This is a genomic window from Vogesella facilis, from assembly GCF_042648525.1.
Taxonomy (GTDB): Bacteria; Pseudomonadota; Gammaproteobacteria; order Burkholderiales; family Chromobacteriaceae; genus Vogesella; species Vogesella facilis.
Genome location: NZ_JBHRXN010000030.1, coordinates 100,542 through 113,652, shown reverse-complemented (window position 1 = coordinate 113,652; position 13,111 = coordinate 100,542). Strand labels below are relative to the sequence as shown.

Here is a 13,111-nt window from a genome sequence, read left to right as displayed (position 1 = left end):
TTGCCAACAGGACGCCATCCCCCGATGCAAACCTTTACCCTGCAAGCCAGTGACGACAGCAGCATCCATGGCCAGTGCTGGCTGCCGCCCGGCAGCCCGCGTGGCGTGGTGGTGATCAGCCATGGCATGAGCGAGTACGCGGCGCGCTATGCGCCGCTGGCCGACAAGTTGGCCGCAGCCGGCTACGCGGTGTACGCGCACGACCACCGCGGCCATGGCCGCCATGCGCCGCTGCCCGGCTGGTTTGCCGCCCGCGGCGGCTGGGGCCAGGTGGTGGACGACCTGCGCTGCGTGGTGGATTACGCCCGCGGCCAACATGCTTGCCCGCTGGTGCTGTACGGCCACAGCATGGGCAGCTTCGTGGCGCGCAGCTTCCTGCTGCAGTACGGCCAGCGGCTGGACGGGCTGGTGCTGTCCGCCACCGGCTACCGCCAGCGCTGGCTGGCCCGCCTGATGCGCCAGGTGGCGCGGCTGGTGGGCGCGCTGAACGGCGCCGCCCGCCCCAGCCCGTTCATGACCGCGCTGGTGTTCGGCAGCTTCAACCTCGGTTTCATGCCGACGCGTACCAAGCTGGACTGGCTGAGCCGCGATGCGGCGGCGGTGGATGCCTATCTCGCCGACCCGCTGTGCGGGCAGTTTCCCACCCCGCAGCTGTGGCAGGACCTGTTCGGCGGCATCATCGCCATGGAGGCCGGCGAGGCCGACGGCAAGGCGCTGCCGAAGGACTGCCCGGTGTGGCTGCAGGCCGGCAGCCGCGACCCGGTGAGCCTGGGCAAGTTCGGGTTGGGACAGTTGGCCGCACGCTACCGCCGCGCCGGTCTGCGCGACGTGACGGTGACGGTGTACCCGGGCGGCCGCCACGAAATGCACCACGAAACCAACCGCGGCGAGTTCGAGGCCGACCTGCTGGCCTGGCTCAACCGTGTCACCGCGCGCTGAGCGTCCGCACAAACAAAAGCGCCTGCCACTCGCGTGGTCAGGCGCTTTTTGCATTCGGCGCGGTCTACGGCTTGGGCACGATCTGCTGCACGCTGCCGTCCAATGCCATCAGATAGCTGCTCAGCTGCAGCTGCGGGTATTTGGCGGCGATCTGCTGCCGCAGCCGCATCAGCGTTTCGGCATGCACCCGCGTTTCCGCGTCCGGCGTCTTGCCGAAATCCTCGCCCAGCACCACCTTGTAGGCGCCGCAGTCGCGGTGGTCGAGGATGATCACTTGCTGGATGTGGTGCAGGTCGATGGCCACCTGCAGGTGCTCCCAGAAGGTGGCGTTCCAGGCCGGGAACTTGTCGGTGACCGCCCCCAGCGCGGCGCCGGCCAGCACGATGTGGTCGTACTTGTTGCGCAGCCCCATGCCGGCCATGAAACGCTCGGTGTCGTCCACCAGCCGGTAATCCATGCACGACAGCAGCAGCGCCTCGGTGCCGCCGGCGGCTTGTGCGCTGCGCGGCAGCAGACTGCCCAGCAGTACGGCGCCGCCGCCCAGCGAAGCCAGGCGCAGGAACTGGCGCCGGCTCAAGAGCTGCGGCGTGGTGTGATCGGCATGACAGCTCGGCTGGCACATGGCGCTTCTCCCGGATGATGGTGTGGTAGCAATTGTAAGCCAGCGCCGGCAATGGCAATGGAATTGCGCGTTTTAAAACGATCGTTTGACAACTTACTAACCAGTAAGTATCGTCGCCGGAAGGCCACGGCCATACCGATAATCAAGGGCTTGCAGCGCACGGCGCGTGTGCGGCGGCTACACGACACAAGCGACACGAGGAAAAAATCATGACGGCTTACCCGCACCTGCTGGCGCCACTGGACCTGGGCTTCACCACCCTGAAAAACCGCGTGCTGATGGGCTCGATGCACACCGGTCTGGAAGAGGCGCCGGGCGGCTTCGAGAAGATGGCCGCCTTCTACGCCGAGCGCGCGCGTGGCGGGGTGGGGCTGATCGTCACCGGCGGCGTGGGCCCCAACGAGGAAGGCCGCGTGGCCGAAGGCGCTTCGATGTTGGCCGACGAGCACGAGGTGCCGCAACACCGCATCGTCACCGACGCGGTGCATGCCGCCGGCGGCAAGATCGCCATGCAGATTCTGCATACCGGCCGCTACAGCTTCCAGGAAAGCCTGGTGTCGGCGTCGCCGATCTGCGCGCCGATCAACTTCTACCGCCCGCGCGAGATGTCGGAAGACGACATCCAGCGCACCATCGCCGATTTCGCCCGCTGCGCGAAACTGGCGCAACAGGCCGGCTACGACGGGGTGGAAGTGATGGGCTCGGAAGGCTACCTGATCAACCAGTTCATCGCCCGCCACACCAACAAGCGCAGCGACCGCTGGGGTGGCAGCTTCGACAACCGCATCCGCTTCGCGCTGGAAGTGCTGCGCGCGGTGCGTGCCGCGGTGGGCCGCGAGTTCATCATCATCTACCGCCTGTCGATGCTGGATCTGGTGCAGGACGGCAGCAATTTCGACGAAGTGGTGGCACTGGCGAAGGAAGTGGAGCAGGCCGGCGCCAGCATCATCAACACCGGCATCGGCTGGCACGAGGCGCGGGTACCCACCATCGCCACCAGCGTGCCGCGCGGCGGCTTCGCCTGGGTGACCAAAAAGCTGATGGGCAAAGTGGGCATTCCGCTGATCACCACCAACCGCATCAACACCCCGGAAGTGGGCGAGCAGATCCTGGCCGACGGTTGCGCCGACATGGTGTCGATGGCGCGCCCGTTCCTGGCCGACCCGGATTTCGTCAACAAGGCCGCCGCCGGCCGCAGCGACGAGATCAACACCTGTATCGGCTGCAACCAGGCCTGTCTCGACCATATCTTCCAGGGCAAGCTCACCAGCTGCCTGGTGAACCCGCGCGCCTGCCGCGAGACCGAACTCAACTACACCCCGGCCGCCACGCGCAAGAAGCTGGCGGTGGTCGGCGCCGGCCCGGCCGGCATGGCGTTCGCCACCATCGCCGCCGAGCGCGGTCACGATGTCACCCTGTTCGACGCCGGCGCCGAAGTGGGCGGCCAGTTCAACGTGGCCAAGCGCATTCCCGGCAAGGAGGAATTCCACGAGACGCTGCGCTATTTCGCGCGCCGCATCGAGCAGACCGGGGTGACGCTGCGGCTGAACCACCGGGTGGCGGTGGCCGACTTGGCGGCGTTCGACGAAGTGGTGCTGGCCACCGGCATCGCGCCGCGCACGCCGGACATCCCGGGCATCGACCACCCCAAGGTGCTCAGCTACCTGGACGTGCTGAAACACGGCAAGCAGGTTGGCCGCAGAGTCGCGATCATCGGCGCCGGCGGCATCGGCTTCGACACCGCCGAATTCCTCACCCACGAGGGCAAGTCGCCGTCGCTGGACGTGGCGGCCTTCATGCGCGAGTGGGGCGTGGACATGGACATCGCCACCGCCGGCGGCCTGGCCGCCAGCGGCCCGCAGCCGCAGCCCAGCCCGCGCCAGGTCTACCTGCTGCAGCGCAAGAGCAGCAAGGTGGGCGAAGGCCTGGGCAAGACCACCGGCTGGATCCACCGCACCAGCCTGCAGCTGAAGCACGTGAAGATGCTGCCGGGCGTCAGTTACGACCGCATCGACGATGCCGGCCTGCACATCACCGTCAAGGGTGAGCCGCAGCTGCTGGAAGTGGACCACATCATCCTGTGCGCCGGCCAGGATCCATTGCGCGAGCTGCAGCAGCCGCTGCTGGCCGCCGGCAAGCCGGTGCACCTGATCGGCGGCGCCGACGTGGCGGCCGAGCTGGACGCCAAGCGCGCCATCGACCAGGGCAGCAGGTTGGCCGCAGCGATCTGACGATCAACTTGCAGATGACAACGGCCGGGATTCCCGGCCGTTTTTTCATGTTGCGCCGCTGTCGCCGCGTTGCCACAGCCCGGGGCTGGCCGCCGGCAATCCCTTGCTTTGTTTGCGTTTTATCATAAAGCGGATTTATCGAAACGCTACAGTGGAGCCTTCGCCCGTGGGGTCGGGCGACCCCGCCATAGCGATGGCGCAACGCGTGCGCGCCATCCGGTGCGGCGCACCTACTGGCAAATTTGATGCGATGAGGATTTCGGCTCGGCAGGACCAGCAGCGGCCGCCGTGCCGCCGGCGACAGGCGGCGACCGGCGTGCGTCTGCCGGCGTGGCCGGCATTGGCCGCCAAGGGCGGTGACCGCCGCGCGCCGCACCGGCAGCGGGGGGCGCGCGCATGAGTCCCGCCCTCCGTTCCTACCTGTTGTCCTGGCAGCTGGCGCCGTGGCTGTTGTGGGGCCAGCTGCTGGCGCTGCTGTGGCTGCACTGGCAAGGTTGGCCGCAGGCGCAGCTGGTGTGGCTGTCGCCGCTGCTGCTGGGTGCCACGCTGTGGCTGGGCTGCCTGTATCGCTGCCAGCACTGGCGGCTGCGGGCACTGGCGCGCCGGGCGCAGGCACTGGCCGACGGCGGCCTGGCCGAACGGTTGCCGGTGCAGGGGTACGACGCGCTGGCGCAGCTGGCGGCGGGTTGCAACGCGCTGGCAGTGCAGTTGCAGGCGGCGCGGCTGGGGCTGGATCAGGGGCGGCATTTTGCCGACATGCTGTTGCAGGCCATGCCGCTGCCGGTGTTCTACAAGGATGTGCACGGCAGCTATCTGGGCTGCAACGAGGCGTTTGGCCGCGCCACCGGGCTGTCGCCGCGCGCCATCCGCGGCCGCAACGCCGAGGAGCTGTGGGGGCGGCAGCTGGCGGCGCTGCACCAGCAGCACGATGCCGCACTGCTGCGCGGCGAGCCGCGGCAGGACTACCCGGGCGAGCTGCGCGACCGCCACGGCCAGCGCCGGCAGGTGATTTTCTCCAAGAACGTGTTTTACGACGATGACGGCCAGGTGGCCGGTATCATCGGCGCCTGGAACGATATCAGTGAACTGCGCGGGGCGGAGGAGCGGCTGCGGCTGCTGGCCGGCGTGTTCAAGCATTCGCGCGAGGGCATCGCCATCACCGACCAGCGCGGGGTGATCGTGGATGCCAACCGCGCGCTGTGCGAGATCAGCGGCTACGCGCGAGACGAGCTGCTGGCGGCCAAGCTGCAGCAGTTTTATTCCCCCCGCCACGAGCCGCAGTTTTACGAGCAGATCCGCCTGGCGCTGCGCGACGACGGCTACTGGCAGGGCGAGGTGTGGACGCGGCGCAGCAACGGCAGCCAGTACCCGGTGCTGTTGTCGATCTCCAGCGTGCTGGATGCCGACGGCAGCCTGCGCAACTACATCGCCATCTTTACCGACATCAGTACGCTGAAGGAGCAGGAGCAGCGGCTGGACCGCATGGCACACCACGACCCGCTGACCCAGTTGCCCAACCGCGTGTTGCTGGCCGAGCGCATGCAGCAAGCGTTTGCCCAGGCGCGGGTCAGCGGCCTGTACCAGGCGATCTGCTTCATGGATCTGGATGGCTTCAAGCGCGTCAACGACCGCTTTGGCCACGAGCATGGCGACCAGCTGCTGATCCAGGTCGCCGGCCGGCTGCGCGACGCGCTGCGCGGCAGCGATACCGTGGCGCGGCTGGGCGGCGACGAGTTCACGCTGGTGCTGACCGAGCTGCCGGACGTGGCCGCCTGCCACCGCAGCCTGCAGCGGCTGCTGGACATCGTGGCGCAGCCGTACGACCTGTCCGGCATCCAAGTGCACATCTCGGCCAGCATCGGCGTGGCGCTGTATCCGCAGGACGAGGACGACCCGGACACCCTGCTGCGCCACGCCGATCAGGCGATGTACCAGGCCAAGGAGCAGGGGCGCAACGGCTACCGCATCTTCGATGCCGAGCACGACCGCCGCCGCCGCAACCGCAAGGAAAGCCAGGACCGGCTGCAGCTGGCGCTGGCGCACAACGAGTTGCAGCTGTACTACCAGCCCAAGGTGAACATGCGCAGCGGGCAGGTGGTGGGGGCGGAAGCCTTGCTGCGCTGGCACCACCCGCAGCACGGCGTGCTGGCGCCGGGCGCGTTCCTGGCCGACATCGAGGACAGCGAGCTGGATATCCCGCTGGGCGAATGGGTGCTGCACACCGCGCTGGCGCAGATGCAGCACTGGCGCGCGCGCGGCCTGTTGCAGAGCGTCAGCGTCAATATCTCCGCCTTCCATCTGCAGCAGCCGGACTTTGCCAGCCGCATGGCGCTGATCCTGCAGGACTACCCGGAGGTACCGCGCGACATGCTGGAGATCGAGGTGCTGGAAAGTACCGCGTTATCCGACCTGGAGCGGGTGATCAGCCTGATGCGCGAATGCCAGGCGCTGGGCGTGCGTTTCGCGCTGGACGACTTCGGCACCGGCTACTCCTCGCTGCTGTACCTGAAGCGGCTGCCGGCGGACAAGCTGAAGATCGACCAGTCCTTCATCCGCAATATGCACGAGGACACCGACGACCTGGCCATCGTGCAGGGCATCATCGGCCTGTCCGGCGCCTTCAACCGCCACCTGGTGGCCGAGGGGGTGGAAACCGAGGAGCACGGCAAGCTGCTGCTGTATCTGGGCTGCGAGGTGGCGCAGGGCTACGGCATCGCGCGGCCGATGCCGGCGGACAGCTTCTTTGACTGGGTGCGCAAGTGGCAGGGCAATCCGGCATGGGAGTACGCCGGGCGCCAGCGCTGGTCGCAGCCGGACATCGCGCTGTTCCGCCTGGAGCTGGCCTACCGCGCTACGCTGGGGCGCCTGCTGGAGTTGGCCGCCGGCGCCGGCGGCCCGGGCGACTGGGATGCCGCCAGCTACGCCGACTTTGCCTGCTGGTATCTGGAAGAAGGCCAGCGCGGCTATGGCCATCATCCACACTATCGCGCGCTGGGCGAGCAGCTGCAGGCCATCGGCAGCCACAGCTTCACCCTGTGGCAGGCGCTGCAGCAGGGCGATGCCGCCGAGGTGGCGGCCAACGTGCCGGAGCTGCTGCGGCTGCGCGACGCGCTGACCGGCAGCGTGCGCAGCCTGCTGCCCGGCCACAGCGTGCCCAGCCGCCACAACGAGCATTTCGACCTGTAGCGCTCTCCGGCGCGGCGCCGGCTAGCGCAGCGGCAGCGCCAGCTGCAGCGACTTCTCGTCCAGCAGACCGAGGATGCGTTTCACCGGCTGGCCCTGCTCGTTGAGGATCACGGTAAACGGCAGGCCGCCGGCCTGGTTGCCGAGCGTGCGCATCAGCTCGATGCCGTCGCCGTCGGCCAGCACGATCGGGTAGCTGACCGGCGTCTGTTTCAGATAGCCCTGCACCTGTGCCGGCTGGTCCAGCGCAATACCGACGAAGCGCACGCCGCGTGCGGCCAACCTTTTCGCCTCAGCCGACAGCAGCGGCATTTCGATGCGGCACGGCGCGCACCAGGTGGCCCAGAAATTCACCACGGTGATCTTGCCTTGCAGGCGGGCGAACTGCGCCGGCTTGCCGTCCGGCGTGTTCAACGGGATGCTGGCCAGGGTGCTGCCGGCGGTGGCCGGCAGCGGCAGCAGCAGCGCCAGCAGGCAGGCGGCGCGGCGAAAAGAGAGGGTCATGATTATTCCGAAGTAATGCCGATAAAGCCGTTAGTTATCTAGCAGTTAGCCGCCGTTCGCGGCTGACTGTCATCCGTGCTTCATGATAGACTTGTCGATTGCCTTTTAGTTTGTGCGCGAGTCATGTCGATTCTGGTTTGCGGGGCGCTTGCCTACGATACCCTGTTTTCTTTTAAAGGCCGTTTTGACAGCCAGATCCTGCCGGATCAGCTGCACAAGATTTCCACCACCTTCCTGGCGCCGTCGATGCGCCGCGAATTTGGTGGCATGGCCGGCAATATTGCCTACAGTCTGAGCCTGCTGGGCGAAAAGCCCATGGTGATGGGCGTGGTGGGCGAGGATTTCGAACCCTACCGCCAGCACCTGAAGCGCAACAGCGTGGACGACCGCTTCATCCGCACCATCCGTGGCCAGTACACCTCGCAGTGCTTCGGCATCTCCGACAAGGACGGCAATCAGCTGATGGCCTTCCACCCGGGGGCGATGGATTTTGCCACCGACAACCACATTGCCGATATCCCGGATGCTATCGAGCTGGCGATCCTGTCGCCGGGCGGCCACCAGGCCTTCCTGCAGCACTCGCGCGAGCTGCACGCCGCCGGCATCCCGTTCATCTTCGATCCGGGCCAGGAGCTGCCGCTGCTGTCGCGCGACGAACTGCACGAGATCGTGGCGCTGGCCGACTACGTGGCGATCAACGACTACGAGAGCGAGCTGATGCGCGAACGCGCCGGGCTGTCGATAGACGACCTGCGCCAGCTGGTGAAGGCGCTGGTGGTGACGCGCGGCTCCAAGGGCGCCGAGATCTACGTCGGCGACAGCATCCACCTGATCCCGCGCGTGCAGATGCCGATCAAGCCGGTGGATCCGATGGGCTGCGGCGACGCCTTCCGCGCCGGCCTGCTGTACGGCATCAAGTACGGGCTGGACTGGAAGGTCACCGGCCGGCTTGCCAACGTCATCGGCGCCATCAAGGTGTCCACCCACGGCTGCCAGAACCACCATTTCGACTGGGACAAGCTGCGCAGCCTGTACCAGCAGGCCTACGGCGAGGCCTGGCCGCTGTAAGCCGCCGGCTTGGGCGGCCTGGCTGCCGCCAGCGCGCCGTGCGCAGATGTCCACACCCGGCCACGGCCGGGTGTTTGCATTACGGGCGCGCGCCGCGCTCAGGTCGGCGCGGTGGGGCTGCCGGTCGCCTGACGGCGAGTGCGGTGGCCGCCGGCATGGTTTGCTAACCTGTTACTGAACACGCTTTTCTATTTCCATGCTGTTGGCAGGCTTGAATCTGGCCGTGCACGGCCCCACCATGGATAGATTCCGCATTCCCTCGGCAGAAAGGGCAACATGACCGTACCGCATCTCACCACCGCGCTGACCGGCCCGCTACGCGAACTGGAAAGCCGCATCCTGGCCGCGCAGCCGCATATCGAACACTGGTTCCGCAGCCAGTGGCACAACCATGCCGTGCCGTTCTACGGCTCGGTGGATCTGCGCAACAGCGGCTTCAAGCTGGCGCCGGTGGACATGAACCTGTTTCCGGGCGGCCACAACAACCTGAACCCGGAGTTCCTGCCGCTGGCGGTGCAGGCGGCGCAGAGTGCGGTCGATCGCGTGTGCCCGGAAGCGCGCAATATTCTGCTGATCCCGGAAAACCACACCCGCAACAGCTTCTATCTGCAGAACGTGGCGGCGCTGGTGCACATCTTCGAGCAGGCCGGGCTGAAAGTGCGGCTGGGCTCGCTGAACCCGGAAATCACCGCCCCGACCCAGCTTACCGCCGCCAACGGCGCGGTGATCACCCTGGAGCCGCTGGAGCGCCGCGGCAACCGCGTGGTGCTGGCCGACGGCTTCAGCCCCTGCATCGTGCTGCTGAACAACGACCTGTCCGCCGGCATCCCGGCCATCCTGCAGAACCTGGAGCAGAACCTGATGCCGCCGCTGCACGGTGGCTGGGCGGTGCGGCGCAAGAGCAACCACTTCGCCGCCTACGACAAGGTGGCGGCCGATTTTGCCGCGCTGATTTCCATCGACCCGTGGCTGATCAACCCGTACTACAGCACCGCCACCGGCCTGGATTTCCATTCCCGCCAGGGTGAGGACGAGTTGGCCGCCAAGGTGGAAAGCGTGCTGGCGCGCACCCGCGCCAAGTACCGCGAGTACGGCATCGACCACGAGCCCTACGTGATCGTGAAGGCCGACGCCGGCACCTATGGCATGGGCGTGATGAGCGTGAAATCGCCGGACGAGGTGATCGGCCTCAACCGCAAGGCGCGCAACAAGATGTCGGTGGTGAAGGAAGGGCTGGAAGTGTCCGAGGTGATCGTGCAGGAGGGCGTGTACACCTTCGAATCGATCAACGAGGCGGTGGCCGAGCCGGTGATCTACATGATGGACCGCTACGTGATCGGCGGCTTCTACCGCGTGCACACCGGCCGCGGCGTGGACGAGAACCTCAACGCGCCGGGCATGCACTTCGTGCCGCTGTCGTTCGAGAAACCCTGCCTGCCGGACCGCCAGGCCAGCCCGGACGCGCCGCCGAACCGTTTCTATGCCTATGGTGTCATCTCGCGCCTGGCGTTGCTGGCAGCATCGCTGGAACTGGAAGCCACCGACCCCGACGCCTGAGCGCGTTCACGATCGGCGCGCCTGCGCGCGCCGCCGATTGTGAGCCAAGCCTGCGGCCAACCCTGAGGACAACACGTCATGCACATCCTGTTCATTGCCGACCCGCTGGAACACTTCAAACTGCACAAGGACACCACCTACGCCATGATGGAGGAGGCGGCCAAGCGCAGCCACGGCATCTGGTTCTGCGAGGCCAGCGACCTGTACGTGGAGGGCGAGCGCATCCTGGCCGAGGCGGTGCCGGTGCACCTGACCGGCAGCAAGGGCAAGGACTGGTTCCGCAAGGGCAATCTGCAGGCGCAGGCGCTGCAGAACTTCTCCGCCATCGTGATGCGCAAGGACCCGCCGTTCGACCTGGAGTACCTGTACGCCACCCAGCTGCTGACGCTGGCCGAGGCGCAGGGCGCGCGGGTGTTCAACCGCGGCCAGGCGCTGCGCGACTTCAACGAGAAGCTGGCGATCCTCAACTTCCCGGAGCAGATCGCGCCGACCATGGTCACCTCGCGCCCGGACCGCCTCAAGCGCTTCGTGCGCCAGCACCAGGACGCCATCCTCAAGCCGCTGGATGGCATGGGCGGCAGCGGCATTTTCCGCGTCAACCCGGACGACCCCAACCTCAACGTCATCATCGAAACCGTCAGCCACTACGGCACGCGCACGGTGATGGCGCAGCGCTACATCCCAGAGATCCGCAACGGCGACAAGCGCGTGCTGCTGATCGACGGCGAGCCGGTGGAATACTGCCTGGCGCGCATTCCGCAGGGCGGCGAGACGCGCGGCAACCTGGCCGCCGGCGGCCGCGGCGAAGCGCGGCCATTGTCCGAGCGCGACCGCGAGATCGCGCAGGCGCTGGCGCCGGAGCTGAAGCGCCGCGGCATCCTGCTGGCCGGGCTGGACGTGATCGGCAACTACCTCACCGAGGTCAACGTCACCAGCCCCACCTGCTTCCGCGAGATCATGGATCAGACCGGCATCAACGTCGCCGCCCTGTTCGTCGACGCGCTGGAGCGCGCGGTGGAGCACAAGCCGGCGTGATGTTGTTGCCCTGCTGGCACCGGGCGGCGGCTGCCGCCCGGCGATGGTCGACAAAGCCCTTTCGTGATGCGAAAGGGCTTTGTCATGACAGCGACACAACCGCCACGGCCAGCCGTTGGCCGCGGTGGCCCGTTGCTGCGGCGCGGTGGCTGGGCTGGGCGGCGGTGGTTGGCGTGCCGCTGCTGGCCGGCTGCGGCCGTGCCGCGGAACCCTACCGCCAGGAAAGCTATGTGTTCGGCACCCGCGTGGAGCTGACCCTGTATGCGGACGAGCCAACGTTGGCCGCACGCGCCGCCGGCAGCGTACTGGCCGATCTCGACCGCCTACACCGCCAGCTGCACGCCTGGGCGCCGGACAGCGAGGTGGCGGCGGCCAACCGCGCGCTGGCCAGCGGCCAGCCGTTTACACCATCGCCGGAACTGGCCGAGCTGCTGCGGCAGGGGCAGCGGCTGGAGGCGCTGTCGGACGGACTGTTTTCGCCGGGTATCGGCGCGCTGGTGGCGGCCTGGGGCTTTCATGCCGACAGCTACGCCGCACGCCTGCCGGTCCCTGGCACCCTGGCCGCACTGGTGGCGGCGCGGCCGCGGCTGGCGGATATCCGCTGGCAGCACGGGCAGCCGCTTGGCCGCAAGCCGGCGCTGCAGCTGGACTTCGGCGGCATGGCCAAGGGCTGGGCGCTGGATCGCGCCCGGCGCAGCCTGCTTAAGGCTGGCATCAGCTCGGCACTGTTGAATATCGGCGGCAACATCATGGCGCTGGGCCGCAAGCCGGACGGTACGCCGTGGCGGGTGGGCATCCGCCACCCGCGCCACGCCGCGGCCATGCTCAGCCTGGCGCTACACGACGGCGAGGCGCTGGGCACCTCCGGCGACTACCAGCGCTATTTCGAACTGGGTGGCCGCCGCTACTGCCACCTGATCGATCCGCGCGATGGCAATGCCGACTGTCGCGTACAATCCGTGTCGGTGCTGGCGATGCCTGGCCGCGATGCCGGCCTGTTATCCGATGTGGCCAGCAAGCCGCTGTATTTTGCCGGCGCAGAGCAGGCGGCCAAGCTGGCGCGGCGCTTCGCGCTGGCCGGCTGGCTGCTGGTGGATGCGCAGGGCGCGGTGTGGGTGACGCCGGCGCTGCGCCAGCGGCTGCAGTGGCAGCAGCCACCCGATAGCTTACATGTGACAGGAGCGCCATGACCCCCTCGCAGGAAAGCCCGTTCAAGGGCAAGACCGGGCTGACCCGGCTGATCAACGCCTTCGGCTACTCGCTGGACGGCCTGCGCGCCGCCTTGCGGCACGAAGACGCTTTCCGCCAGCTCAGCCTGCTGGCAGTGCTGCTGATCCCGCTGGCGATCTTCGCGGCGCCGACCAGCGGCGTGGGCAAGGCCATCCTGGTGGCGGCCTCGCTGGCCACGCTGGTGATCGAGTTGCTGAATTCCGCCATCGAGGCGGCAGTGGACCACACCTCGCTGGCGCGCCACCCGCTGGCCAAGCGCGCCAAGGACATGGGCAGCGCCGCGCAGCTGCTGGGCCTGCTCAACCTGGCGGCGATGTGGGGGCTGGTGTTGTTCGGCTAGTGGTTGCTGCGGCGGCGGTACAGCAGGCCGGGTACCACCCGGATCATGTCGCGCTCGCTGCTGATTTCGCCGTCGTGTCCGGCCAGCTCCCACTCGCCGTCGCCGGCACGCAGCACGCGGTACACCGGGTAGCCGGCCTCGTAGCGCAGCAGCTCCTGGCCGCGAAAGCGCTCCAGCGGCAGCAACGGCAGCTCCTGGCGGCTGATGAACATCGCCAGCGTGCTGGGGGCCAGCTCGTTGATCTGCTCGCGGTCGGCGCGCCAGATGCCGGTAAACATCACCAGCAGCGAGAACGCCAGCATCGGCCAGGCGCCATCCAGCGCAAAGATCAGGCTGAGAACGCTGGCTCCGGTAAAGAAGAATTGACTGTTAGGCATGGCGTCGCGTCCCGCTGGCCCATCC

The 13,111-nt window shown here is 67.7% G+C and carries 11 protein-coding genes; 8 read left to right on the top strand and 3 right to left on the bottom strand.

All coding sequences use genetic code 11. The annotated features are described in order from the left end of the window. Positions 1–24: 24 nt before the first annotated feature. On the top strand, positions 25–939 hold the full coding sequence (locus tag ACFOLG_RS10320; protein ID WP_386091429.1) for an alpha/beta hydrolase: 915 nt from the start codon (positions 25–27) through the stop codon (positions 937–939). 64 nt (positions 940–1,003) lie between these two features. Here ACFOLG_RS10320 and ACFOLG_RS10315 read toward each other — a convergent pair whose 3' ends face one another. Further along, a complete protein-coding gene (locus ACFOLG_RS10315; RefSeq protein WP_386091427.1) occupies positions 1,004–1,561 on the bottom strand; it encodes a carbonic anhydrase in 558 nt (185 codons plus the stop codon). A gap of 209 nt (positions 1,562–1,770) precedes the next feature. On the opposite strand from ACFOLG_RS10315, the gene ACFOLG_RS10310 reads away from it, so the two are divergent. Further along, the gene (locus ACFOLG_RS10310; RefSeq protein WP_386091425.1) at positions 1,771–3,792 is read left to right on the top strand and encodes an oxidoreductase; all 2,022 of its coding nucleotides are present in this window, start codon (positions 1,771–1,773) and stop codon (positions 3,790–3,792) included. A 396-nt stretch (positions 3,793–4,188) separates the two neighbouring features. Continuing rightward, positions 4,189–6,978 (top strand): putative bifunctional diguanylate cyclase/phosphodiesterase, encoded by a 2,790-nt coding sequence (locus ACFOLG_RS10305; RefSeq protein WP_386091423.1) that lies wholly within the window; start codon positions 4,189–4,191, stop codon positions 6,976–6,978. Positions 6,979–6,999: 21 nt separating this feature from the next. Here ACFOLG_RS10305 and ACFOLG_RS10300 read toward each other — a convergent pair whose 3' ends face one another. Then, positions 7,000–7,479, bottom strand: a complete 480-nt coding sequence (locus ACFOLG_RS10300; protein ID WP_386091421.1) for a TlpA disulfide reductase family protein — start codon at positions 7,477–7,479, stop codon at positions 7,000–7,002. Between the two features lie 123 nt (positions 7,480–7,602). On the opposite strand from ACFOLG_RS10300, the gene ACFOLG_RS10295 reads away from it, so the two are divergent. The 5 genes from ACFOLG_RS10295 (at position 7,603) to ACFOLG_RS10275 (ending at position 12,709) form a co-directional block, all read left to right on the top strand. Then, complete coding sequence (locus ACFOLG_RS10295; protein ID WP_386091419.1) at positions 7,603–8,547, top strand: carbohydrate kinase family protein; 945 nt, start codon at positions 7,603–7,605, stop codon at positions 8,545–8,547. Between the two features lie 276 nt (positions 8,548–8,823). Further along, positions 8,824–10,104: a glutamate--cysteine ligase gene (gene gshA, locus ACFOLG_RS10290; RefSeq protein WP_386091417.1), complete on the top strand. Its 1,281-nt coding sequence runs from the start codon at positions 8,824–8,826 to the stop codon at positions 10,102–10,104. Positions 10,105–10,182: 78 nt separating this feature from the next. Further along, the gene (gshB, locus tag ACFOLG_RS10285; protein ID WP_386091415.1) at positions 10,183–11,139 is read left to right on the top strand and encodes a glutathione synthase; all 957 of its coding nucleotides are present in this window, start codon (positions 10,183–10,185) and stop codon (positions 11,137–11,139) included. A 173-nt stretch (positions 11,140–11,312) separates the two neighbouring features. Next, positions 11,313–12,329, top strand: coding sequence for an FAD:protein FMN transferase (locus ACFOLG_RS10280; RefSeq protein ID WP_386091413.1), 1,017 nt, complete (start codon positions 11,313–11,315; stop codon positions 12,327–12,329). Further along, positions 12,326–12,709 (top strand): diacylglycerol kinase, encoded by a 384-nt coding sequence (locus tag ACFOLG_RS10275; RefSeq protein ID WP_386091411.1) that lies wholly within the window; start codon positions 12,326–12,328, stop codon positions 12,707–12,709. Before ACFOLG_RS10280 ends, ACFOLG_RS10275 begins: the two co-directional genes overlap by 4 nt. On the opposite strand, the gene ACFOLG_RS10270 is transcribed toward ACFOLG_RS10275, so the two are convergent. Next, a complete protein-coding gene (locus tag ACFOLG_RS10270; RefSeq protein ID WP_386091410.1) occupies positions 12,706–13,086 on the bottom strand; it encodes a hypothetical protein in 381 nt (126 codons plus the stop codon). The two genes, ACFOLG_RS10275 and ACFOLG_RS10270, sit on opposite strands and share 4 nt — an antisense overlap. Between the last annotated feature and the right edge of the window lie 25 nt (positions 13,087–13,111).

What these genes read in the sequence shown, in the direction of transcription:
- ACFOLG_RS10320 (WP_386091429.1), top strand. Translation starts at nt 25, where the DNA reads ATGCAAACCTTTACCCTGCAAGCCAGTGACGACAGCAGCATCCATGGC.
- gshB (WP_386091415.1), top strand. Translation starts at nt 10,183, where the DNA reads ATGCACATCCTGTTCATTGCCGACCCGCTGGAACACTTCAAACTGCAC.
- ACFOLG_RS10310 (WP_386091425.1), top strand. Translation starts at nt 1,771, where the DNA reads ATGACGGCTTACCCGCACCTGCTGGCGCCACTGGACCTGGGCTTCACC.
- ACFOLG_RS10300 (WP_386091421.1), bottom strand. Translation starts at nt 7,479, where the DNA reads ATGACCCTCTCTTTTCGCCGCGCCGCCTGCCTGCTGGCGCTGCTGCTG.
- ACFOLG_RS10305 (WP_386091423.1), top strand. Translation starts at nt 4,189, where the DNA reads ATGAGTCCCGCCCTCCGTTCCTACCTGTTGTCCTGGCAGCTGGCGCCG.
- gshA (WP_386091417.1), top strand. Translation starts at nt 8,824, where the DNA reads ATGACCGTACCGCATCTCACCACCGCGCTGACCGGCCCGCTACGCGAA.
- ACFOLG_RS10275 (WP_386091411.1), top strand. Translation starts at nt 12,326, where the DNA reads ATGACCCCCTCGCAGGAAAGCCCGTTCAAGGGCAAGACCGGGCTGACC.
- ACFOLG_RS10315 (WP_386091427.1), bottom strand. Translation starts at nt 1,561, where the DNA reads ATGTGCCAGCCGAGCTGTCATGCCGATCACACCACGCCGCAGCTCTTG.
- ACFOLG_RS10270 (WP_386091410.1), bottom strand. Translation starts at nt 13,086, where the DNA reads ATGCCTAACAGTCAATTCTTCTTTACCGGAGCCAGCGTTCTCAGCCTG.
- ACFOLG_RS10295 (WP_386091419.1), top strand. Translation starts at nt 7,603, where the DNA reads ATGTCGATTCTGGTTTGCGGGGCGCTTGCCTACGATACCCTGTTTTCT.